The 22,731-nt window shown below is 52.8% G+C and carries 21 protein-coding genes and 1 riboswitch; of the genes, 5 read left to right on the top strand and 16 right to left on the bottom strand.

Features of this window, described 5'->3' with window-relative positions:
• Positions 1 to 121 precede the first annotated feature (121 nt).
• Positions 122 to 742: a hypothetical protein gene (locus tag KNP02_RS10100; protein ID WP_214708885.1), complete on the top strand. Its 621-nt coding sequence runs from the start codon at positions 122 to 124 to the stop codon at positions 740 to 742.
• 38 nt (positions 743 to 780) lie between these two features.
• Here the strand turns inward: KNP02_RS10100 and KNP02_RS10095 are convergent, their stop codons facing one another.
• The gene (locus KNP02_RS10095) at positions 781 to 2,814 is read right to left on the bottom strand and encodes a heavy metal translocating P-type ATPase (protein WP_251129254.1); all 2,034 of its coding nucleotides are present in this window, start codon (positions 2,812 to 2,814) and stop codon (positions 781 to 783) included.
• 109 nt (positions 2,815 to 2,923) lie between these two features.
• Entirely contained in the window at positions 2,924 to 3,286 is a 363-nt protein-coding gene (locus KNP02_RS10090; protein ID WP_214708921.1) for an ArsR/SmtB family transcription factor, read from the bottom strand.
• Between the two features lie 146 nt (positions 3,287 to 3,432).
• Here KNP02_RS10090 and yhfH point away from each other — a divergent pair, with 146 nt between their 5' ends.
• On the top strand, positions 3,433 to 3,591 hold the full coding sequence (gene yhfH / locus KNP02_RS10085; protein WP_021065246.1) for a protein YhfH: 159 nt from the start codon (positions 3,433 to 3,435) through the stop codon (positions 3,589 to 3,591).
• A gap of 35 nt (positions 3,592 to 3,626) precedes the next feature.
• On the opposite strand, the gene KNP02_RS10080 is transcribed toward yhfH, so the two are convergent.
• From KNP02_RS10080 to KNP02_RS10070, 3 genes are all read right to left on the bottom strand, one after another.
• Positions 3,627 to 3,971, bottom strand: coding sequence for a fluoride efflux transporter FluC (locus KNP02_RS10080; protein ID WP_138859988.1), 345 nt, complete (start codon positions 3,969 to 3,971; stop codon positions 3,627 to 3,629).
• On the bottom strand, positions 3,968 to 4,375 hold the full coding sequence (gene crcB, locus KNP02_RS10075; RefSeq protein ID WP_138859989.1) for a fluoride efflux transporter CrcB: 408 nt from the start codon (positions 4,373 to 4,375) through the stop codon (positions 3,968 to 3,970). The genes KNP02_RS10080 and crcB overlap by 4 nt, the downstream gene beginning before the upstream one ends.
• Positions 4,376 to 4,465: 90 nt before the next feature.
• On the bottom strand, positions 4,466 to 5,668 hold the full coding sequence (locus KNP02_RS10070; RefSeq protein WP_214708883.1) for an ornithine--oxo-acid transaminase: 1,203 nt from the start codon (positions 5,666 to 5,668) through the stop codon (positions 4,466 to 4,468).
• 156 nt (positions 5,669 to 5,824) lie between these two features.
• On the opposite strand from KNP02_RS10070, the gene KNP02_RS10065 reads away from it, so the two are divergent.
• Positions 5,825 to 7,867 (top strand): EAL domain-containing protein, encoded by a 2,043-nt coding sequence (locus tag KNP02_RS10065; protein WP_214708881.1) that lies wholly within the window; start codon positions 5,825 to 5,827, stop codon positions 7,865 to 7,867.
• A 40-nt stretch (positions 7,868 to 7,907) separates the two neighbouring features.
• On the opposite strand, the gene KNP02_RS10060 is transcribed toward KNP02_RS10065, so the two are convergent.
• Complete coding sequence (locus KNP02_RS10060) at positions 7,908 to 9,311, bottom strand: basic amino acid/polyamine antiporter (protein WP_214708879.1); 1,404 nt, start codon at positions 9,309 to 9,311, stop codon at positions 7,908 to 7,910.
• Positions 9,312 to 9,535: 224 nt separating this feature from the next.
• Between KNP02_RS10060 and KNP02_RS10055 the strand changes: the two genes are divergently transcribed.
• Complete coding sequence (locus KNP02_RS10055; RefSeq protein ID WP_214708877.1) at positions 9,536 to 11,164, top strand: peptide ABC transporter substrate-binding protein; 1,629 nt, start codon at positions 9,536 to 9,538, stop codon at positions 11,162 to 11,164.
• Positions 11,165 to 11,273: 109 nt separating this feature from the next.
• Here KNP02_RS10055 and KNP02_RS10050 read toward each other — a convergent pair whose 3' ends face one another.
• From KNP02_RS10050 to ade, 3 genes are all read right to left on the bottom strand, one after another.
• Positions 11,274 to 12,866, bottom strand: coding sequence for a Na+/H+ antiporter NhaC family protein (locus KNP02_RS10050; RefSeq protein WP_214708875.1), 1,593 nt, complete (start codon positions 12,864 to 12,866; stop codon positions 11,274 to 11,276).
• Between the two features lie 112 nt (positions 12,867 to 12,978).
• A riboswitch (Lysine riboswitch) is annotated at positions 12,979 to 13,153 on the bottom strand.
• 57 nt (positions 13,154 to 13,210) lie between these two features.
• Positions 13,211 to 13,495 (bottom strand): hypothetical protein, encoded by a 285-nt coding sequence (locus KNP02_RS10045; RefSeq protein ID WP_138859995.1) that lies wholly within the window; start codon positions 13,493 to 13,495, stop codon positions 13,211 to 13,213.
• A gap of 117 nt (positions 13,496 to 13,612) precedes the next feature.
• Positions 13,613 to 15,322 carry an adenine deaminase gene (gene ade, locus KNP02_RS10040; RefSeq protein WP_214708873.1) on the bottom strand — a complete coding sequence of 570 codons (1,710 nt, stop codon included), beginning with the start codon at positions 15,320 to 15,322 and terminating at the stop codon, positions 13,613 to 13,615.
• Positions 15,323 to 15,442: 120 nt separating this feature from the next.
• Between ade and KNP02_RS10035 the strand changes: the two genes are divergently transcribed.
• Positions 15,443 to 15,979, top strand: coding sequence for a gamma carbonic anhydrase family protein (locus tag KNP02_RS10035; protein WP_214708871.1), 537 nt, complete (start codon positions 15,443 to 15,445; stop codon positions 15,977 to 15,979).
• 433 nt (positions 15,980 to 16,412) lie between these two features.
• Here the strand turns inward: KNP02_RS10035 and KNP02_RS10030 are convergent, their stop codons facing one another.
• The 7 genes from KNP02_RS10030 to dapA all read right to left on the bottom strand — a co-directional run bounded on the left by KNP02_RS10030 (position 16,413) and on the right by dapA (position 22,728).
• The gene (locus KNP02_RS10030; protein ID WP_138859999.1) at positions 16,413 to 16,961 is read right to left on the bottom strand and encodes a nitroreductase family protein; all 549 of its coding nucleotides are present in this window, start codon (positions 16,959 to 16,961) and stop codon (positions 16,413 to 16,415) included.
• 116 nt (positions 16,962 to 17,077) lie between these two features.
• Positions 17,078 to 18,370 carry a diaminopimelate decarboxylase gene (gene lysA, locus KNP02_RS10025; protein WP_251129255.1) on the bottom strand — a complete coding sequence of 431 codons (1,293 nt, stop codon included), beginning with the start codon at positions 18,368 to 18,370 and terminating at the stop codon, positions 17,078 to 17,080.
• Complete coding sequence (gene alr / locus KNP02_RS10020) at positions 18,340 to 19,428, bottom strand: alanine racemase (RefSeq protein ID WP_214708869.1); 1,089 nt, start codon at positions 19,426 to 19,428, stop codon at positions 18,340 to 18,342. Before alr ends, lysA begins: the two co-directional genes overlap by 31 nt.
• Positions 19,429 to 19,442: 14 nt before the next feature.
• Complete coding sequence (locus tag KNP02_RS10015; RefSeq protein ID WP_034781253.1) at positions 19,443 to 20,369, bottom strand: branched-chain amino acid transaminase; 927 nt, start codon at positions 20,367 to 20,369, stop codon at positions 19,443 to 19,445.
• A 46-nt stretch (positions 20,370 to 20,415) separates the two neighbouring features.
• Positions 20,416 to 21,123 carry a 2,3,4,5-tetrahydropyridine-2,6-dicarboxylate N-acetyltransferase gene (gene dapD, locus KNP02_RS10010; protein ID WP_034781255.1) on the bottom strand — a complete coding sequence of 236 codons (708 nt, stop codon included), beginning with the start codon at positions 21,121 to 21,123 and terminating at the stop codon, positions 20,416 to 20,418.
• Positions 21,101 to 21,850 (bottom strand): 4-hydroxy-tetrahydrodipicolinate reductase, encoded by a 750-nt coding sequence (gene dapB / locus KNP02_RS10005; RefSeq protein ID WP_128123933.1) that lies wholly within the window; start codon positions 21,848 to 21,850, stop codon positions 21,101 to 21,103. The genes dapD and dapB overlap by 23 nt, the downstream gene beginning before the upstream one ends.
• The gene (gene dapA / locus KNP02_RS10000) at positions 21,847 to 22,728 is read right to left on the bottom strand and encodes a 4-hydroxy-tetrahydrodipicolinate synthase (protein WP_214708867.1); all 882 of its coding nucleotides are present in this window, start codon (positions 22,726 to 22,728) and stop codon (positions 21,847 to 21,849) included. Before dapA ends, dapB begins: the two co-directional genes overlap by 4 nt.
• Positions 22,729 to 22,731 lie beyond the last annotated feature (3 nt).

The raw sequence follows: 22,731 nt of genomic DNA, 5'->3' as shown, positions 1-22,731 counted from the left end.
ACGATAATAAGAAACGCTTTACTATGTATTTATACCTTTACCCGTTTTTTCCTTTCCCAAAAAAATATTTTGCGGTGAAATCAACGAATATTGTACGATGGATAACAGAAGGAGGGATGACATGTCCCAACGAAAATGGCTGATTTTACTCGTTTCGCTATCGGTCTTATCCATTCTTGTCTTGACGAGTTTTGCCGTTCAGCTTCGCGATACGATGCGGCAAGTCGAATCGATTCACGATCAACGCCTCGAATCGTATGACGACATCGAAGAAATCATGTATTTCAATATTGAACGGGCCAACGCAATCCGTGGTCTGCTCGCCTATGAAGACCGGCGCTTTTTAGAATCTTATTATAGTATGTCCCAGCAGGCTGAAGAGTTGAAGACATCAATCATGAACGATCCGCATACGCCGAGTTCACTCATTGATTTGCTTTACCGTGACGGAATATGGGAGCAAGGCGCCGCCGAAGTGCTTGTCTTTTATGAGCGCGGCGATCTCGAGGCCGCGACCGAGCTAGCCGAGACGATGACCGATCAGCGCCAAACGATCCTCGAAGATTTGCGCGCATTGAAGAAACTACAATATGAAGACATCCGCAAACAACTCGTCGCGACCGAGAATCAAATCGATGTGTTGATTCAAGCCCTCACGTCGATTGCCATCTTGCTCATCGCCGCACTGCTCGTTTTGCTGTTTCTCCTCTTCAAAACACGAAAAAAAGACCGTCTCCGATGAGACGATCCCTCGACCTCAATTTCCATTGTGAGGTCTTTTTATTTGGAATGAATGAGACGTGCGGCGTTCCCGATGGCGAGCAAGGCAACCCCGACGTCAGCAAACACGGCTTCCCACATCGAGGCTAGTCCGAAGAGACCGAGCAAGAGGAAGAGCGCCTTCATACCGAACGCGAACGTGATGTTTTGCCAAACAATCCGCCGTGTCCGCTTACTTAATTCAATCGCTGCCACGACATCTCGCGGAGCGTCGTTCATCAGCACGAGGTCGGCTGCCGTGACCGCTGCATCACTCCCGACGCCGCCCATCACGAGTCCGACATCGGCTCGTGCGAGCGCCGCCGCATCGTTCAATCCGTCACCGACAAAAGCGACCTTGCCAGTTGCCGCCAACCGTTCGACTTCTGCGACTTTTTGATGCGGAAGCAATTCGCTTCTCACTTCATCGATTCCAATTGCCAAACCGACGGCGGCTGCGACTTCTTGCCGGTCCCCGGTCAACATGACCGTCTGATAACCATAGCGCTTCAAAGCTTGAATCGTTTCTTGCGCATCTGGCTTCACTTGGTCTCTCAACTCGATTCGGCCGAGCCAACGGTCATTTTTGACGATATGGACGATCGTCCCCGATGTCTCCGCCGGGGTTGGATAACCCAATTTTTGAACATAGCGGGCGCTGCCGACGTAAATGCGGTTTTCACCGTCGATCGCCATCAACCCGTATCCCGGTTCTTCTTGAATCATCGAGAACGGTGCGACTGGACCCGCATGCTCGACGATTGCTTTTGCGAGCGGATGCGTGGAGGCCATCTCAACACGGGCGGCAAGCTGAAGCAACTCGTCTGTCGTCAGCTCCCCGTTTGTCACGACATCGGTCACTTCAAAGCGGCCGGTCGTGAGCGTACCGGTCTTATCGAATACGACCGTATCGACTTCGGCGAGCACATCTAAATATTCGCCGCCTTTCACTAGGATGCCCCGCCGTGAACCTGCTCCAATCCCACCGAAATAGCCGAGTGGAATCGAGATCACCAAGGCGCATGGACAACTGATGACGAGGAAAATCAAGGCCCGGTATACCCATTCCTCGAGATTTCCGACAAACAGTGGTGGAACAAATGCGACGACCGCCGCGAGCACGACGACGACCGGCGTGTATACTTTCGCCAACCGTGTGATCATCTGTTCCGTTCTCGCCTTGTTCATGCTCGCTTGTTCGACGAGGGCAATCATTTTTTGCAGGCTCGATTCAGTCGCCGGGCGTTCGACTCGTATTTCGAGCCGCCCGTCAAGGTTGACCATTCCCGCAAGGACGTCTTCCTCGGGACCGATTGGGCGTGGTAACGACTCACCTGTCAGCGACGCCGTATCCAATGAGCTCGAGCCTCGCAGCACACGACCGTCCATCGGGATCTGTTCGCCTGCTCGAACGATGATGATGCTACCGGTTGCGACCTCTTCAGGACGTTTTTCTACTTCTCGTCCATCTTCGAACACGCGCGCAATCGTCGGTTTCATGTTCAACAGCGATTGAATCGACCGTCGCGAGGCGTGGACGGCCCGCGCTTGGAAGTATTCACCGAGCTGGTAGAACAACATGACGGCGACCGCTTCCGGATACTCCGCAATCGCAATCGCACCGATCGTCGCAATCGACATTAAAAATTTTTCATCAAACCATTCCCGATGCCATACGTTGCGAATTGCGGCATAGACGACGTCATAGCCTGCGACCACATAGGCAATCGCGTACACAAAGAGCAAATCGGTGTACAGACCGACGAGCAGCAGGGCGAACGCGACGCCAAACCGCCACAATAAGCGACCCGACATCGGCACTTCCGCCTCGTCTTTAACAAAATGTGCACCCGGTTCAATTCGTCCCATCGTCGCTTCGATGGCGCGGAGCGTCTTCGTGTGATCCTTCGAATCATCCCATTCGATAATCATTCGACTTGTCGCAAAATCGATTTGACAAGCGGCGACACCGTCCTCTCCCGTCACGCTTTTCTCGATTTTGGCGGCACAGTTCGTACATGTGATCCCTTCGACAGGTAATACATCCCGTTTCATAATTATCTCGCCCCTTTACATTCAAACGTTCATTTGAATATATCGTAACGCTGTTCCATCACAATTACAACCGAAAAAAGAGCCGACTGGAATCCCAGCTGGCTCTTTGTCACGCATCAATTTGTTCGGCACTGTGGGCCATCGCGATCTCGACGAGTAGCCGGACGTGATCATCGTCGAGTGAGTAGTAGACGACTTTTCCTTCTTTTCGATATTTGACAAGCCCTTGCTCGAGCAACGTCCGTAAATGATGCGACGCCGTCGCGTTTGAATGTCCGATCACGGCCGCCACGTCACAGACGCACAGTTCCCGTTCTAACGTCAGGACGTACAACACTTTGAGCCGGGTCGGATCGGCGAACGCCTTGAACAATCGGCTGACTCGAACCGCATCTAGGTCTGTCAGTGCCCGTTGTAACACCGTCACATCTTCACTTTGAATGGCGATTGTTTCACACTGTGGTGCTTTTATCCGTCTCACCTCGTTTTCTGTACTCTCATTCTAACAAAATCCGATTTATAAATCTGTTATATATTATTATTGACTTATACACCACTGTTATAATACAATCAAAACAACATAACAGCTACGTTACTTAAATAAAGGGGGCAGTTACAATGAATGAATGGGCAAGCCGACTTGAATCTTCCGTCGAATTTTATCGGAAGTTACCGGACAAGACATGTCAAGAATGCGGGAAACAGATGGATGAGCAGTGCGAGTCTTACGAGAACACGTGCCCATCCTGTGCTGAAAAACTGCAACTTAGCGAATAAAGCAAATCCCTCGGAACAAGTTTCCGAGGGATTTTTCATGGCAGATGATAACCGAGATAGGCAGCCAACAGACCAAGTACATAGGTCGCAAGCAAATACATCCCGAAACGAAGCCAGTCTTTGGCGACGAACCGCATCACTTCGAGCTTGAACGTCGAGAACGTCGTGAACGAACCGAGAAAGCCGACACCGATACCGAGCATGAGCGTTTGGTGAACACTCGCCCCGTATAAATACCCAAGTCCAAACGAACCAGTCACATTGACGATGAGCGTTGCCCACGGAAACGCCGATGTCGTCCGGGTTTTGACGAACTGACCGACCCCGAATCGCGCCATCGCCCCGAAGAACGCGCCGATCATGATGACGAGAAGCGTCATCGTACTCCCCCCTCTCGCATGACAGCCCGATCGAACCGTCGCCGCCCAAACCAAAATCCGAGCCATGAACTGAACAGCCCAAGTCCGAGACTGAGCGTCACATAAAGCAGAGCTGAACCGAATGCGTCAGCCTCTAACAATTCAATCGTCTCCACACTGAATGTCGAGAACGTCGTAAACGAGCCGATGAACCCTGTCCCGACCGCGGTGACGACACTCGGGGAGAGACGTCCGGACCGAAACAGAAAGTGTGTCAGCCAACCGAGCGCGAAACTTCCTGATAAATTGATGAGCAGCGTCCCGAGCGGAAACAGACCGATCCAAAACGTCTCGATGCCTGTCCCGATCCCATAACGTGCCAAGGCACCGAGCGCTCCCGCCAAGCCGACGTATACATAGAGCATGGCCCCGTCTCCCTTCAAAAAAACACCTGCCGCGAGCACGTCGCGAGACAGGTGTTTAAGTCTGTATTCATTATAACAAGCGATGCGCAATCACGAAATAGCGGCTGGTGCGAACACGGCTGAAATCGCCTCGAACGCCTCATCGAGCTCTTCTTTCGTGATGACGAGTGGTGGCGCCAAACGAATCACCGTCTCATGCGTCTCTTTGCAGAGCAGACCGCGCTCTTTGAGCGCTTCACAATAAGGACGTGCCGCTTCTGTCAATTCGATTCCGATGAACAGACCGCGTCCACGTACATCTTTGATGAGCGGATTGTCGATCGATTTCAATCGGTCCATGAAGTACGTCCCGAGTTCAAGTGAACGTTGTGGCAGTTGCTCTTCCTCTAACACTTCAAGCGACGCGATCGACACGGCTGCCGCGAGCGGGTTCCCGCCGAACGTCGACCCGTGCGACCCTGGATTGAATACGCTCAAGACACTCTCATTGGCTGCGACACATGATACCGGGAATACGCCGCCCCCGAGCGCTTTTCCGAGAATATACATATCCGGCTCCACATCTTCCCATTCGATGGCGAACCATTTGCCTGAGCGACCGAGCCCCGATTGAATCTCATCGGCCACGAACAAGACATTATGCTGCTGGCAGAGCTCACTGGCACGTTTCAAGTAACCAGCCGGTGGGATGACGATCCCGGCTTCGCCTTGAATCGGTTCGACAATGAACGCCGCCGTATTTTCAGTGATAGCCGCCTCGAACGCATCGATGTCACCGTACGGCACGACTTTAAACCCTGGCAATAGCGGCCCGAATCCGCGTTGATATTCCGCTTCTGTCGACATTGACACCGCCGCCATCGTCCGGCCGTGGAAGTTGCCCGAGCAGACGATGATTTCCGCTTGGCCTGGGATTCGTTTCACTTCATACGCCCAGCGACGTGATGCTTTGACAGCCGTTTCGACTGCTTCCGCACCCGTGTTCATCGGCAACACCATCTCTTTGTTTGTAAGCGCTGCCACTTTTTTGTAGAAACGACCGAGTTGATCATTGTAAAACGCACGTGACGTCAGCGTGATTTTATCCGCCTGATCTTTTAGCGCTTGGATGATTTTCGGATGACAATGACCTTGGTTGACGGCCGAATAGGCACTCAACATATCCATGTAGCGGTTCCCCTCTGGATCCGTCACCCAGATCCCTTTCGCTTCCGAGATGACGATTGGAAGTGGATGATAGTTGTGCGCCCCGAACTTCTCTGTCAATTCAATCACTTCTTGTGTCTTTGACATTTGATTTCCCCCTTATCAAAAAACTATCTTACTTCTTCAGTATATGATGACCGTCTTTCTTTTGACAACGACCAACTTGCCCATTCCTCGGGTTGGGAAAATAAGGTACACTGAACGTAGAGTACGATTCATTTGATGTAGATTGGAGGAAATGCTGTGGCTTCATTGCGCGATTTGCCGATTGACGAGTTCATCGATGCTTTATCTGTCCCATGCTGTTACATCAACCTCGACGGCAACGTCCTTCTTTGGAACGAGCATGCGGAAACGCTCTTCGGATGGGAACGGGACGAGGTCCTTCACCACCCACTCCCGGTCGTCCAGCACGTAGAGCATACACTCGAGACGTGGTCGCCACTGCTCCTTCAATATCCGTTCTCGACGACGGCGATGACGCCGTTCAAACATAAAAACGGTTCGGTCGTCTATGCGACCGCCTATTTACAATCCTTTTCCATCAACGATTTCACCGGCTATTTTTTAGCCTTTTTACCGAAAGGATTTAGTCCGCTCATCAGCACGGAACAGTTCAACTTACTCCATCATTTTCAGGCGATGATTGAGCAGTCGACTTATTATCTGGCTGCGAACGCGTATGGGGAAATCACCGAGGTCAACCCGTTGTTATGCGGATTGATTGGGGCCCCCGACCACCAATTTATCGGTCGTAATTGGTTCGAGCTCATCCATCCGTCATTCGAGAATGACCCGATCGCCGAGGACGTGCTTCAAGCGCTTACGACCGACCGTATTTGGAACGGCGAGATGCCCATCCGCTCGGAACGTCATACGGCGAACACGTGCTGGCTCAATTTGACGGTCGTCCCAATCTTGAGCGAAGAAGGCGAAGTCGTGCAATATACCGCCTTCGGATTTGACGTTTCGGATAAAAAACGGCTCGAGCAAGAGGTCAACTACCTCGCCTATCATAACGATTTGACCGGTCTATTAAATAAAAAAGGGTGGCTTCGCCAATATGCCCACGTCTTGAAAACTGTCGATCAAGGGGACGGTTTGGTCCATGTCGCCTTGTTCGACATCGACCGCTTTAAGATCATCAACGAATCGTTCGGCTCTCGTGTCGGCAACGAACTACTCGTCCAAATTAAAGACCGGGCCACTCAGTTCATGCCCGAGACGAGCGTCATGTTCCATCCGTCGGGCGGTTTGTTTGGACTCCTGTTCTTTGAAGAGTCGAAAGAGGAAGTGTTCCAGTTGTTGCGCCAATTGCAACATGAACTGCAACGACCGTTCCGGATTTATCATCACTCGATCATGGTGTCGATTTCCATCGGTTGTGTCTTCTATCCATCGGCCACATCTTCATTAGAAGAACTATATACGCGTGCCGAGAGCGCCTTGTTCAAAGGGAAACGGATTGGCGTCGGCACGATTCAGTTCGTCACGAAAGACATGGACGACGCGTTCTCACGTCAAATCCATATCGAAAAAGCGCTCTATCAAGCGCTCGAGGAAAAACACTTTTATTTGGAGTATCAACCAAAGTTCGAGTTGAAGACCGACCGGCTCATCGGGTTCGAGGCGCTTCTCCGTTGGCATCACGATGAACTCGGTCAAATCCCGCCGTCGGAGTTCATCCCGCTCGCCGAGGAGATGGCGCTGATCGTCCCCATTAATAACTGGGTCATCCTTGAGGCCGCTAAACAGTTGAAAGCATGGCAACGACTCGTTGATTATCCGTTGTCGATGGCTGTCAACATTTCACCGAACCAATTCCGGAGCGACAGCTTCATCAATACGCTCCGAAATATCAAGCAACAGCTCAATTTAAACCCGTCTGACATCATTCTCGAGATCACGGAAAGTCTCGTCATGCAACAGACGGATGAAATCATCGCCCGGATGAATCAAATCAAGCGGCTCGACTATCGCCTGTCGATTGACGACTTTGGAACTGGATTCTCTTCACTCCAATACTTGAAGTCGTTCCCGGTCGACGAGCTGAAAATCGATAAAGTCTTTTTAGACGATTGGCTCGCCTCGAAGTCGCACTTGCTCGATGTCATCGTCCATCTCGGCAAGAGCCTACATCTGCACGTCGTCGCCGAAGGCGTCGAGGACCAAGAGATGCTCGATCATTTGAAGCAAACTGCCTGCGATTCGTTCCAAGGCTTCTTGTACGCCAAGCCAATGCCTCCAATCGAAGTCGTTCGCCTGTTAACGGGCGGAAAGCAATAAAAAAGTCATCGGACGTCTTCACGACGTTCGATGACTTTTTTTATAGGCTGATCGTGGCCGTCCATAGTCCATAGACGCCGTACGTGGCCGCCAACAGGATGACGACCGCAATCATATATTGCAGACGGCTCAGGAACGGACGGCCCTGTTCACGTTCGGCTAGCATGAAGACGAACACGCCCGGCGCGTAAAGAATCATCGCGATAAGCATATATTCGACACCCGACGCATAGAGGAGCCATGCCGCGTAAACGGTCGCGATGCCCGACATGACAAGCATCGAGCGCGTCCCTGTGCGTCGTGCCTCTTTCCAACCGAACAAGGCGGAAAACAAGTACGGGACGAGGGCCGCAATCCCGGCAATGCTCGAGAGCACCAAATAGGTCTGTTCGGAGAAGAGTGCAATGATAGTGACGAGTTGGGTGAAGACTTGCGTGATGAACAAGGCACTCACCGGCGTCTCATTCCGATTGAGCCGATTGAACAATTTCGGGAACACCCCGTCGCGACTTGCCACATAAGAAATCTCTGTCGCGAGAATCGTCCACCCGAGCAACGCACCTGAGAGCGAGACGAGGAGGCCGATATTGATGAGTGTCGCACCGACGGGACCGACGACCGCCTCAAGCACATACGCCATCGACGGTTCCGCCAGTGACGCGAGTTGCTCTTGGCTCATCACCCCGAACGATAGGATTGAGATCATCATATAAATGACGAGTGTCCCAACCAGTCCGATCACCGTCGCTCGTCCGACATCTCGTTTATGACGGGCCCGTGATGATAAGACGACCGCTCCTTCGATGCCGACGAACGCCCATAACGTTACGAGCATCGTCGATTTCACTTGCGGGAACACCTGTGACCAGCTGAAGCCCGACTGACCCCAAAAGTCGATTTGGAACGTGTCGATCCGGAAAGCGAACAAGATAAGGATGATAAATAAAAAGATTGGGACGAGCTTCGCGATTGTCGTGACGATATTGAGGAGTGCCGCTTCTCTCATCCCTCGCGAGATGATCCAGAACAGCCCCCAAATCACGATCACGCTCATAATCAATCGAAACGCCCGATGCTCTGCCGAAAAGATCGGGAAGAAATAACTGAGCGTGCTAAAGATCAACGTGATGTTCGCCACCGTCCCGATCCACGCGGACATCCAATAACCCCACCCGCTGTTGAAACCGACGAACTTGCCGAACCCTTCCTTTGCATAGGCATAAATCCCGCCTTCAAGCTCAGGACGTGTATTCGCTAAAAATTGAAACACGAACGCGAGCATGACCATGCCGATGCCCGTGATCGTCCAACCGATCAATACCGAACCGACCCCGGCACCTTGCGCCATCGCGCCAGGCAAGTTAAATGCGCCTCCGCCGATCATCGTTCCGACGACCATGGCAGCAAGCCCGAAAAAGCCGATTCCGGCTGATTGTCCCTTCATTCCAAACCCTCCAAAAAAAGTTGACGTCTGACGAATAACTATACATAGATAATGTATAATCATTCGATGATTTCCTTATTCTACTGAATCCAATGACGTTTAGATAGGTATTTTACTAATGTTTATATTTTCGAATAATTTAAAAAATTTTATTGTGCATTCATCTTGTTTGTAGTTTAATTGCAATATATTCGAAACAATCAGAATTTTCGGGAGGTAACACAATGCGCAACAAAAAATGGTTAGCTTTATCGGGTGTCGCTTTGCTTGCGACAGCAGCATGTGGCGGTGGAGAAGAAACAACAGATTCGTCTGAAGGGTCTTCATCAAGTGATGCGAAAAAGGAAATCACGCTCGTCTCGGCGACAGATTTACCACAGCTCGATCCGACGCTCACAACGGACTCGACGTCAGTCATCGTGACGAACAACGTCTTCGAGGGACTGTATCGTCTGGATGAAAATAACCAACCGGTACCGGGAATTGCTGAAGACGTAGAAATTTCAGAAGATGGACTTACATACACCTTCAAATTGCGTGACGCGAACTGGTCAGACGGTTCACCGGTCACAGCTGAAGATTTCGTCTACTCATGGAAACGTGCCCTCAATCCTGAGACAGGTGCCGAGTACGCGTATATCCTTCAAGATTTGAAAAACGCCAATAAGATTCTCGCAGGCGAAGAAGAACTCGATACGCTTGGCGCGAAAGCGGTCGACGAGAAGACGCTCGAAGTTCAATTGGAAGCACCAGCCCCTTACTTCCTCGGGTTGACAGGGTTCCCGACGTACATGCCACAAAAGCAAGAATTCGTCGAAGAGCAAGGCGAGTCGTTCGCGAGCGCGGTCGATAAGACGCTCTACAACGGGCCTTACGTCTTAGACAGCTGGCAAGACAACGAAGGTTGGGTGTACAAAAAGAACCCGGACTATTGGGATGCTGAAAACGTCAAGATGGAGACAATCAACGTCAAAGTCGTCAAAGAAGTCGCGACGGGTGTCAATTTGTTCGAATCGGGCGAAGTCGACTACACGCTCTTGTCGTCTGAATTCGTACCACAATTCCAAGACAGCGAAGAGTTCAAGACTCGTGCCGACGCACGCATCAACTTCCTTCGCTTCAACCAGAAAAACGAAGCACTCCAAAACGTCAACATTCGTGAGGCGCTCGCGAAAGGCTTCGATAAGCAAGGTGTCACAGACGTCATCTTGACAGACGGCTCACAGCCGGCCAACTATATCGTCGCGAAAGACTTCACGTTCACAGAAGACGGAGCCGACTTCCGCGAGAAGTATCCAGACCTTCAAAGCTACAACGTCGACGAAGCGAAAGCGGCATGGGATAAAGGTCTTGCCGAGCTTGGCGTCGAAACGATCGAACTTGAATTCCTCTCCCGTGATGAAGAAGCGTTCAAGAAAGTCAACGAGTACATCAAAGGTGAGCTCGAGAAGAACCTCCCTGGCCTCACGCTCAACATCAAGCAACAGCCGTTCAAAAACTTCCTTGACCTTGAAGGTAAAGGTGAGTACGACGTCTCAGCTGCTGGCTGGGGCCCTGACTACCAGGACCCAATGACGTACCTCGACATGTGGGTAACGGATGGTCCGTTCAACCGGATGGCCTACTCGAACGACGAGTACGATAAATTGATCCAAAGCGCGAAACAAGAAGCTGATCAAATGAAACGTTGGGAAACGATGCAAGAAGCAGAACGCATCTTGCTCGAAGATGACTTCGCGATCGCACCGATCTATCAAAAAGGTGAAGCGTACCTCGAACGCTCAAACATTCAAAACATGCACCGCCATCCGTTCGGAGCTGACGCTAGCTTCAAGTGGTTGGACGTCAACTAATCAGCAAGCCCTGTCACTCCTGTGGCAGGGCTTGTTTGTGCATCGACACCTATGCCAATACAAAAAAGAGGCGTGCCACGAGCGGTGGCACGCCTTTAATCTAGATGAATTACGCTTCGCGTTCAGCGCGCATATCAGCTGGCACGCGTCCGCGTTTAGAAATGATTTGCGCGATGACAAGGACCACGACAAACGTCGCGAATGCCGCGAAGAAGCCGATCCACATCGAGCCTGTGATCCCGAGGACCAAATACCCGACCGCTGACACACCAGCCGCAATCAACGCGTATGGAAGTTGTGTCAACACGTGGTCGATATGGTGCGATCCGGCACCCGTCGAACTGAGGATCGTCGTATCCGAAATCGGTGAGCAGTGGTCACCGAACACCGCACCAGCGAGCACCGCCGCGAGTGTCGGGAGCAACAGTTCCGGATCGACGGCCATAATCAAGTCTGCCCCGATTGGAAGCATGAGACCGAACGTCCCCCAGCTCGTCCCTGTCGAGAACGCCATCAGACCAGCGATCGCGAACAAGATGAGCGGCAAGTAAGACGCTGCAATCGAATCTGTGACAAAACTTGCCAAGTAATCACCCGTTTTCATATCTCCGATGACGGCAATGATCGTCCAGGCAAAGAGCAAGATGAGTACGGCGGGCCACATGGCACGGATACCGGCCCACGTCGCATGACCGTAGTCTTTAGCTGGAATTTTACGACCAATCAAGAGCAAGAGCGCAACGAGCAAGCTGATGACGGCACCGGTCACGAGTGACCGTGTCACATCTGTCGACTCGAACGCACCGAGAAGCGAGAAGCTTTGACCATCGGCAGCAAGCGCTTGTCCGCCTGTGTACAACATGGCTGAAACAGTGGCAATGATCAACACGATGATTGGGACAATCAAGTCGCGGACTTTCCCGCCATCGTGTTCTTTAATATCTTCACTCATCCCCATCGGTGCGCCTTTCGATGAATCGTAGAGCTCTCCTTGAAGGGCACGTAGCTCATGTGTACGCATCGGTCCGATCGCGAGTCCCGTGTAAGCGACATACGCCGTCAACATAAGTGCGAAGATGGCATAGAAGTTCATCGGGATGATTTGGATGAACGCTGAGAATGACGAGTAGCTGTCGATTGAGTACTTCGCAAGAATTCCTGCGATGATGGCGATGATGTACGCTCCCCAACTCGAGAGCGGGCTGATGACACAGACCGGTGCTGCCGTGGAATCGATCGTATAAGCGAGTTTTGCGCGTGATACTTTTTTCCGGTCCGTCAGCGGTCGGCTAATATTCCCGACGGCAAGACTGTTGAAATAGTCATCGATGAAAATCAAAATCCCAAGACCGAACGAGACGAGCCGAGCGCCACGAGCCGTTTTGACGTTAGAAGCGGCCCATTCTCCGAACGCACGGGCTCCGCCCGACGTTTGAATGATGGATGACAAGATGCCAAGCAAGAGCAAGAACGCGATCAACAGCACGTTCCATTCATTGATGGCCCCATCCGCCCAAAATAGCGCGATGATGTTTGACCATAAATACTGAATCGATTCGAGCGGGTTGAAATTGTGAAGCAGTAGCACCCCTGCGATAATCCCGACACCGAGTGACGGAATGACTTTCCGTGTTGTGATGGCCATAATAATGGCGAGTAAAGCTGGTACGAGTGATAGTACCGAAGTTGAATAATCTACCATGCTGATTTCCTCCTCTTCTGTTTGAGATTAGGCCCCCTATGCTTAAAAAAACGCAAAGCGAGGGCATCGGCAACAAAGCCGACACCCTCGCTGGATGTTCCGTCTTTCTTAGCCGACTTGGAGCGCTCCATACATAAATATGTATGGCAGTCTGACGGGTATTTCCCGTCAGCCCAGCACAAAGTCAGAGACATGACTTTACACTTCGGCGATCTTGCCTTTCTGTAGTCTTCACCGTTGTCATCCTCGGACTACTTACTCATCAGCATCGCACCTCTACCTCATCGATAGCACGAATATTCATTTAAAGTTACGTCTAAATTATCATAGGTCATAGTGACTAATCAATAATTTTTTTCATCTCGGATGATTTGTTTTAACACAGCGAGTGCGGCTTGATCGTCAGACTCGACCGCTTTAAAGAAATCACTAAAGAAATGATACAAGACGAATCGTTCGGCGTGTGACGATGTATGGTCTTTAATCGTCAGTAAGACGAGTTGACGCAACCGCCGTTTCGTCCGCGTCTCGTCAGGCAATTCTTCACATCGATCCTGGAAGGCACGATACACAGAATTGATCAAATCCTCATGTTCATCATACGACCTGTTGTAAGCAACTTGTTCCATCTGTTATATCCCCCCTTTCCATTTGTACCGATGAAACTTGTCGTAACTATACCAACTTAACCAAGAGCGTTCAATCGTTTCGGGTCGTTCTTAACAAAAATCATACGTTAGACTGACTTACGACTCGATAAATGAGAACGTCGTCACATCGAATAGTCCCATATCGGTCAACTTCAAATCCGGGATGACCGGGAGCGCGAGGAATGACATCGTCAAATAGGGATTGAAATGACGATGGGCGCCGACGACGTCGAGCGCATCGTTCAACTGTTCGAGCACGTCCGCCACTTCCGCATACGGACGTTTCGTCATGAGTCCTCCAATTTCGAGCGGCAAGACCGCCAGCACCTTCCCTTCTGACACCGCGACGACACCACCGCCCACTTTTTCAAGTGTTTCGGCAGCGAGCAACATGTCGTCCGGGCTCACCCCGGCGATGACGAGGTTGTGGCTATCATGGGCGACCGTCGCCGCGAGCGCACCCCGCTTCAAGCCGAACCCTGTCACCGGGGCCAGGGCCATGTGACCCGTCCCGTGATGGCGTTCGATGACGGCGAGCGTGGCAATGTCTTGGGCGAGGTCGGCTCCGGACGCGTCAGGTGTGAAGACAAGACGCTGTCGCTTCGTCAAGAGACTGTTCGGCAATACTTGAATCACATCGACCGCTTCTTCTTTCACGGCTAGACGGAACGAGTCCGCCGTCAAATCGGGTAGTTCGAGCTCACCTTTCATCGGTTTCGGCACTTCAATCCCGTCGGCTTCGAACGTCGCCTTGCCTTCTTTGGCGACGACTTCCCCGTTCACGTAGACGGTTTCGATTTTTACCGATTGGACGTCTGACAAGATCACAAAGTTTGCTCGTTTGCCCGGAGCGACGGCACCCACATCTTTGAGTCCGTATGCCTCGGCCGCGTGCAGACTAGCGATGGCATAGGCCGTTTCTGGTTTGACACCTTGTTTGATCGCCATGCGAATGTTGTAGTCGATCCCGCCTTCGGCGACGAGGTCGTCCAAGTGTTTATCGTCCGTACAGAACAGGAAACGGTGAGCGTTGCTTTCCGTGATGGCCTGGCTGACTTTCTCCACGTTCCGCGCGACCGACCCTTCTCGAATTTGAACATAAAAGCCGCGCCGGACCCGTTCGAGCGCTTCTTCGGCCGTCGTGCATTCGTGATCGGTCATGATTCCTGCCGTCCGGTATACGTTCAGCTGGTCCGGACCGAGGCCCGAAGCATGGCCGTCGACGACTTTCCCGACGTGTTCGGTTTGTGCGATTTTTTGAAGCATATCCTCACTTCCGGACTCGACAGACGGATAGTCCATCACCTCGCCGAGACCGTGGACGCCCGGGTCCCCTAAAAACGGGGCCAAGTCCTCGGCGTATAGCTTCGCCCCGGCGTGCTCGAACGGCGTCGCCGGCACACAGCTCGGGAGCATCATCCGCACGTCGAGCGGCAACCCTTTAGCGTCGGCGAGCATATACTCGATGCCGAGTGCCCCGTTCACGTTCGCAATCTCGTGCGGATCGGCGATGACCGTCGTCACCCCGAGCGGAAGCACCGCTTTGGCGAACTCGTGAGGAGGTACCATCGACGACTCGATGTGGACATGCGCATCGATGAATGACGGTGCGAGCGTCCAAGACGGGTCATGGTATTCGGTCTCCCCTTCGTAGCCGTCCCCAATGGCCACAATATAGCCGGCGTCGACGACGACATCGGTGCGAATCGTCTCACGGCTGTAGACGTCGATGACCGCCACATCTTTAAAGACGACCGCTGCTTTCTTTTTTTTCGCCGCGACGTCGATCAAATGTTGTTTCTCCATCTGTGTGTCTCCTTTTTTCTACGTATTTTTACTATCTTAACAAGAATAATCTTTCCGGTGCAATTTCTTTTTCAACTTATGCGACAATGAAAGCATATCCGTTTGAAAGGGGTTACACATATGCAATACAAATTAGGAGAATTGATTCCACATGTTGATAAGACGGTGTTCATCGCACCAGGGGCGCACGTCATCGGCGATGTCACCATCGGCGCCCATTCCGGCGTCTGGTTCAACACGGTCATTCGAGGCGATGAAGGACCGATTCAAATTGGTTCGTACGTGAATATTCAAGACGGATCGATGGTCCACCAATATGAAGGTTCCCCGACAGTCATTCATGACCGCGTCTCCATCGGACATATGGCGATGATTCACGGCTGTGAGATTGAAGAAGGTTGTCTCATCGGCATGCATGCGACCGTCCTCGACGGAGCCAAAATCGGGAAGGGCTCGTTCATCGCCGCTGGTGCTCTCGTCACACCGAACATGCAAATCCCGGAAGGCGTCATGGTCATGGGCGTGCCCGCCAAAGTCGTCCGTCCGCTCAATGACGAGGATCGCTTCATCATGGAACGGACCGTCAACAAATACGCGAAACGGGCTGAGCAGTACTTGACGACATGCGAGCCACTCACATCGACACAAAGATTGTGAAAGCGTTTACAAGATTCATAAATTGTTAACGCTTATCCCGATTTTTCTTCATGTTTCCTTTGTATACTGAGGATGTAGTCAAGCCGACGTGTCGAAAGGGGCCAATTGTAATGTATCCAAACCATGCCGAACTCATGTTAGACTTGTACGCCTCGTCCGTTAACCCAAGCTATTGCCTGCATATCGAGGATTCGTTTGACGATACGCTGCAAGGAACACATCGAGAGGTTTGGGAACGATTGCAATCGGATAATACTAAAGAGGAAGAAACTAAAGTTAAGGGAACGTGAACACAATGATTCCAACGAATGTCATTCAAGACTGGCTCGCAACCAAGTTAAAAAAATAAACTGAGCGCTCACATGAACGGCTCAGTCGCATTGACTTATAAATACTGGTCCGATCGTAGTCACCTACGCTCGGACCTTTTCGTTCACTCAAAAATCGTCAAGCAAGCGTCAATCGATTGACGTTGCTTCGTAGGCGGTACGTCTTCGTAACGACCGAGCTGGAGCAGTCCGACAAACGTCTCACCCTCAGCCCCAATCATCTCTTGAAGCCTGACATCCTCAAAAATACCGCCCGTCCGCCAGACGAGGCCGATCTGTTGCTCACTACATAATAAATGAAAGTTTTGAATCATCGTCGCCGTCGCGAGCAGCGCATCTTTCTTCCCTTTGTCCGTCTCGAAATGCTTCGTCGTCACGTAGACGCAAGCTGCCGCGTTCCGGATGCGTCCCGCAATTTTCTCGCGCTTCGCCTCTGGTCCATCTTGAAACGCCGGTTCGAGCGCCTGAAGCAAGACGTCTTTTCCATCCCCGTTGAACAAATAAAGATTCCACGGTTCGACTTTGTTATGAAATGGCGCTTGGTGAGCTGACGCCAACAACTCATAGAGTACTTTCGTCGCAATTGGTTCTTCCGTGAACATGCGAATCGTCCGCCGCGATTCAATCAACTGTTGTCCTGCTGTCTTTTCCATTGAAGTCACTTCCCCCTCTGTTATCTATTCCATCATAATTGAAAACATTTCTCATTTGAAGGAGAATGACTTCAACAAAAAGAACGCATCCCTGAGTCAGGAATGCGTTCGTTCTATCATGTCGATTGCCCAACGACCTCACAGGCGACCAAATCTTCGAGCGTCTGTCTCCGGACGACGAGACGATGTGTCCCATCTTTCACGAAGACGACGGCCGGGCGGAGCATCTGGTTATAATTGCTCGCCATCGAGAAGTTATACGCCCCTGTCGCTTTGACGAGGAGGAGATCGCCCGCTTCGACCGGCGGAATGAGCGAACGGTTCGAGATGATATCTCCCGACTCACAGCACGCCCCGACGATTTTTGCTTCAATCGTCTTCGGCTCATCCATCCGTGTCGCCGCGATGACATCATACTCGGCATCATAGAGGGCGGGACGAATGTTATCCGTCATGCCCCCGTCGACCGAGACATACGTGCGGATACCGCTCACTTCTTTCACCGTCCCGACTTCATAGAGCGTCGCGCCGGCGTTGGCGACGAGCCAACGGCCTGGTTCGATCCCAATTTTCGGGAGCGGCAAGCCGAAGCGTTCCACTTCCGCGACGAGCGTGTCCATCACTTGTGTCATCGTGTCGGCGAAGTCGAGCGGGTCGTCCGACTCGAGATAGGCGACACCGAAGCCGCCACCGATATTCAAGACGTCGGCCGTGTATCCTGTCTCTTGACGGATCGTCTCGATGAAGTTGACCATCGTCTTGACGGTATTGATGAACAACGTCGGTTCTTGAATCTGCGAGCCGACGTGACAGTGGATGCCTTGCAAATGCAGACGTTCCGCCTGCAGCGTCGCCTTAATCGCTTCGAGATACGTGTCGTCGTGGGTCGGGAAGCCGAACTTCGTGTCGACCCCACCCGTCTGAATCGCCTCATGGGCGCCTCCGACGACTTGTGGGACGATGCGGAGCAGGACGTCGACGTCGACATCGTGTTCGACAGCGAGGCCCGACAACAGTCCGATTTCGCGCATATTGTCAATCGTGAAATGGGTGATGCCGTTCTCGAGTGCGAACGTGATGTCCTGCACCGTCTTGTTCGACCCGTGGACGTGAATCCGGTCAGCCGGGACACCTGCGTGGAGCGCGACGAACATCTCACCGCGTGAGACGACGTCGATGCTTAAGCCCGCTGCCATCATTTTATCGTACACGGCCGCGATCGACATCGCTTTTGATGCGTAGAGCGCATATGTGTTCGGATACTTGTCGAGGAACGCGTTCCGGACGAGGCCGAGGCGACGCTCGAGTTCAGGCTCGCTCATGATATAGAGCGGTGTCCCGTACGTCGCTTGAAGTTCACGGACGGACACGCCTTCGATCATACAAACTGATTGGTTGGTGGTGTACATACATTGCCTCCTTCAAAGCGATACGGGACACGCCATGAGCGTGCGCATAATTGTTCTGAATTGTTGGCGTGCCCGGTGCGGGTCACGTCATCGATTTTCGTGAGATGGCCGTACAGCTCCACACGGTCTCCGACTTGAATCGTGTCATCGACGCGTAAAAAACTGTGGCTCATGAAGATGTTGCTGATGAACGGATAGGCCCGTCCTTCGATGTGGGCCGGTAAGAAGCGCCGGGCTCGCATAAGTCCGTCGCCATAACCGACCGAGAGCACAGCGATGCGTTCATTCGTCTCGGCCGTGTAGCCCGTACCGTAACCGACGTGGGCACCGGCCTCGATGTCATGGACGGCGACGACTTCCGCATCCCAGTGAAACGCCGGGATGAGCCAATCGACCGGTTCGACCGAAGAGTAGCCATAAAGGAAGATTCCCACGCGCACATGGGTACAATGCCCGAGGCGCGGATCCGCTTGTAGTGTCGCGGCGCTATTGGCCGCATGCACGATGTCGAACGAATGCCGTTCGATGAGACGATTCGACCAGTCGGCGAACCGTTCCACGTGCACACTGTGTTCGATTTCTGCGTTGTCGGCGTCAGCGAGCGGGAAATGAGTACATAACCCGACGAGGTCGAGCCCCTCGTCTTGGCAAAACGCGACGATGGCTAGCGCTTCTTTGAACGTCTTGGCACCGAATCGGTTCATCCCGACGTCAAGCTTTAAATGAAGGCGGACACCGTCCAACTGATCCCGTTGCGAGACGAGCCAGTCATAGGAACCGATGGCGACGTCAAGATGGTCACGATGGACGGTTGCCCAGTCGTAGACCGGGTTCATGACGAGAACGCGCGCTTCCGGAGCTGATGCCCTGACCTCGCTCGCCTCGTCCAGCGTCGTCACCATGAAGTGACGCACCCCTTCTTCATACAGTGTCGTCACAACTGGCTCCATCCCTAAGTTATAGGCGTTGTTTTTCACGACGGCGAACACCGGTCGGCCAAGCGCTTCAATCCGACGTTTGTTTTCGCGAATCGCATTCAAGTCAATTGTGACTCCCATACAAAAAAACTCCTTTATTCTTTGACTCCAGCTTTGACGAACGTGATCCAATCGCGGTGTGTCGGAATTTGACCCGTCACAGCCTCACGGTAACGCGCGAGCATGTTCGTCGCGACCGTCTGGACGCCGCCGCCGATTGAGATGTTGTCGATTTCGATGACGCTCGTCACTTCAGCCGCCGTCCCAGTTAAGAAGATTTCATCTGCGACATATAGTTCGTCACGTCCGATGTGGCGTTCAATGACCTCGAACCCTTCCTCACGGGCGAGTTCGATCACCGTTTGACGCGTGATGCCGTCGAGCACCGAGCAATCGAGTGACGGTGTGAAGATTTTGTTTCCTTTGACGAGGAAGATGTTGGCGACGCTCGCCTCGCTGACGTTTCCGTTCATGTCGAGGGCGATCGCTTCATCATATCCATCGCGCACCGCTTCTCCTTTAAGGAGTTGCGAGTTCATATAGTTCGCCGCCGCTTTCGCTTGCATCGGCATCATCGTCGAAGACACGCGACGATACGAGGCGACTTTCGCGCGGATCCCGACCGTCTTGCTGAAATATTCGCCGAGCGGCCAACAAGAGATCGCGACGTGTACTTTCGTTTCCTGCGTCGGCATGAGTGCCTGCCAAGGTGTGCCGAGGAAAACGAATGGGCGGATGTAACAAGCCTCGAAGCCGTTGCGTTCAATCAATTCGATTGTCGCTTGTTCGAGCTCATCGACCGTGTACGGCAAGTCGACGTGATAGTATGCACACGAACGAACGAGTCGCTCCAAGTGTTCACGGAGTCGGAAGATGGCCGGGCCTTCCTCTGTATGGTATGCCCGAATCCCTTCGAAGAACCCGCTACCGTAGTGAATCGCGTGTGTCATGATACTCGTGTTCGCGTCACTCGGCTCGATCCAAGCCCCGTCTTGCCACATCCATTGTCCATACTGTTCCATTGTTCAACTCTCCCATTCATTGTTTATATTTTCTGTCTATTATACGTTACAGGGAGCGTAAGTCATCAACGAGTTGTGTTTTTTCTGCGGTTTTTTCATCTTTTTGCTTAATGACACGGGCTGGTGTTCCGGCGACGACGCTTCCTGCTGGGACGTCTTGCGTGACGACACTCCCTGCTGCGACGACTGCGTTTTCACCGACACGGACGCCTTCCAAGATGACGGCGTTCGCACCGACCATGACGCCGTCTTCGATGATGACCGGGTCTTTTGAAGGTGGCTCAAGGACACCGGCGACAACCGCGCCGGCTCCAAGATGGACGTTCTTCCCGAGCGTTCCGCGGGCACCGATGACCGCGTTCATGTCGACCATCGATCCGTCACCGATGACGGCACCGATATTGATGACGGCACCCATCATGACGACGACGTTATTGCCGATTTGAACGTGGTCCCGGATGAACGAACCTGGTTCGATGCGCGCGTTCAATTTCGTCGTGTCGAGCATCGGCACGGCGCTGTTCCGGCGGTCGTATTCGAGATGCGTATCTGTGATGACCGCTGCGTTCGCTTCAACGAAAGCGGCTGCGCGTTCGGCCGTCGTGAGGAATAATTTCGATTCGTCGGTCCCGAATGCTTTCGCCCCTTCGATGTCTAGACCGGCCAACTGACCGTTGACGTATAGTTTGACAGGCGTTTCTTTCTTGGCATCTTTAATGTATTGCGCGATTTCATAAGCGTTTGTGAGTAACATGAGTGGCCTCCTCGTATAGGTTCGTTAAATTGTATAATCCGGCCGGGCGGTCGAGAATCGTTGCCGCCGCGGCGAGTGCCCCGTTCGCGAAGACGCGTTTGGACAGGGCCGTATGTTTCAATTCAAGCATTTCGTCGTCTCCGGCAAAGAGGACGGTATGTTCACCGAAAATCGTCCCCCCGCGTACCGAGTGCATGCCGAGTTCATCGGCTGCACGCGCTTCGCGACGCGGTGTCCGGTCATATACCGGTGTCACATCGCGTTTGGCTTCGATGGCACGGGCGAGTAATTCCGCCGTGCCGCTCGGTGCGTCGACTTTCTTGCGGTGGTGCGCCTCAATCACTTCGATGTCATAACCGAGCGTGAGCGGGACGAGTTGGTCGAGCAACTGTTTCAGGAGCGCGATCCCATAAGACGTATTATAAGACTGGAAAATCGGGATCTCCTGAGACGCCGCTTCAATTTTGGCGAGTTCCGCTTCCGAGAAACCCGTCGTCGCGATGACGAGCGGGATTTGCTTGGCTTTCCCGAAAGCGAGCACATCATCTAACAGTGCCGGGTTCGAGAAGTCGATGACGACATCGACGTCGGCCTCGACGTCTTGCAACGAGACGGGATGCTCCCCTCCGGCCGGTGAGACGATGGCCGCAACGTTCAAGTTTTGTGTCCGAGCGACTTCTTCGACGATCTGTCCCATCGCTCCGTAGCCATGAATGAGTAAGTTCACTGTCTCACCTCATTGAACTGCTCCATTGCCGACAACAAGCGGGCCTCGGCCGTCGCGCTCATCGGGACGAGCGGGAGACGTGGTGCACCGAACTCGAAGCCGCGTGCATTTAATGCCGCTTTGACTGGAATCGGGTTCACTTCCGCGAACAATTCGTCGATGACCGGGAGCAGTCGGAGCTGCCATGTGCGGGCCGTCTCTAAATCTCCGGCGAGGAGCGCTTCGGCTAAAGCGACCGTCGCGCCTGGATAGACGTTCGAGAGGACCGAGACGACACCTTGCGCGCCCCAAGCCATATAAGGAAGGATTTGATCATCGTTCCCGCAATAGACTGGGAAGCCTTCCGGCACGTGCGCCATTATTTGAGCCATCACCGAGATATCCCCGCTCGCTTCCTTGAGCGCAGCGATGCGTGGGTGGTCGGCGAGTTCCCCAACCGTTGCCGGATCTAGGGCGACACCCGTGCGTGACGGTACGTTGTAGAGCATGAGCGGAATCGGTGACGCGTCGGCAATCGCTGTGAAGTGGGCAATCAGACCTGCTTGCGTCGACTTGTTGTAATAAGGCGTGACGACCATCGCCATCTCGGCTCCGAGTTCGGCGGCCCGTTTCGTCTTTTGAATGCTGAGCGCCGTGTTGTTCGACCCGGTTCCGGCGATGATAACGGTGCGACCGGCAGCGACTTCAATCGCTTTGACGAGAAGCGTCTCGAACTCGTCGTCCGTGATGGTCATGCCTTCACCGGTCGTTCCCCCGATCACGAGACCGCTGACACCTTCTTTAATTTGATCTTCAATCAACGCTTCCCACGCTGTGAGATTTAGCTGACCGCCTGCTTGAAACGGTGTAGCGAGTGCGGTTGCGACTCCTGTGAACATATA

This window comes from Exiguobacterium sp. s40, from assembly GCF_018617905.1.
GTDB classification, from domain to species: domain Bacteria; phylum Bacillota; class Bacilli; order Exiguobacteriales; family Exiguobacteriaceae; genus Exiguobacterium; species Exiguobacterium mexicanum_A.
The sequence above is the reverse complement of the archived record's forward strand: the minus strand, read 5'-3'. Positions and strand labels throughout refer to the sequence as shown.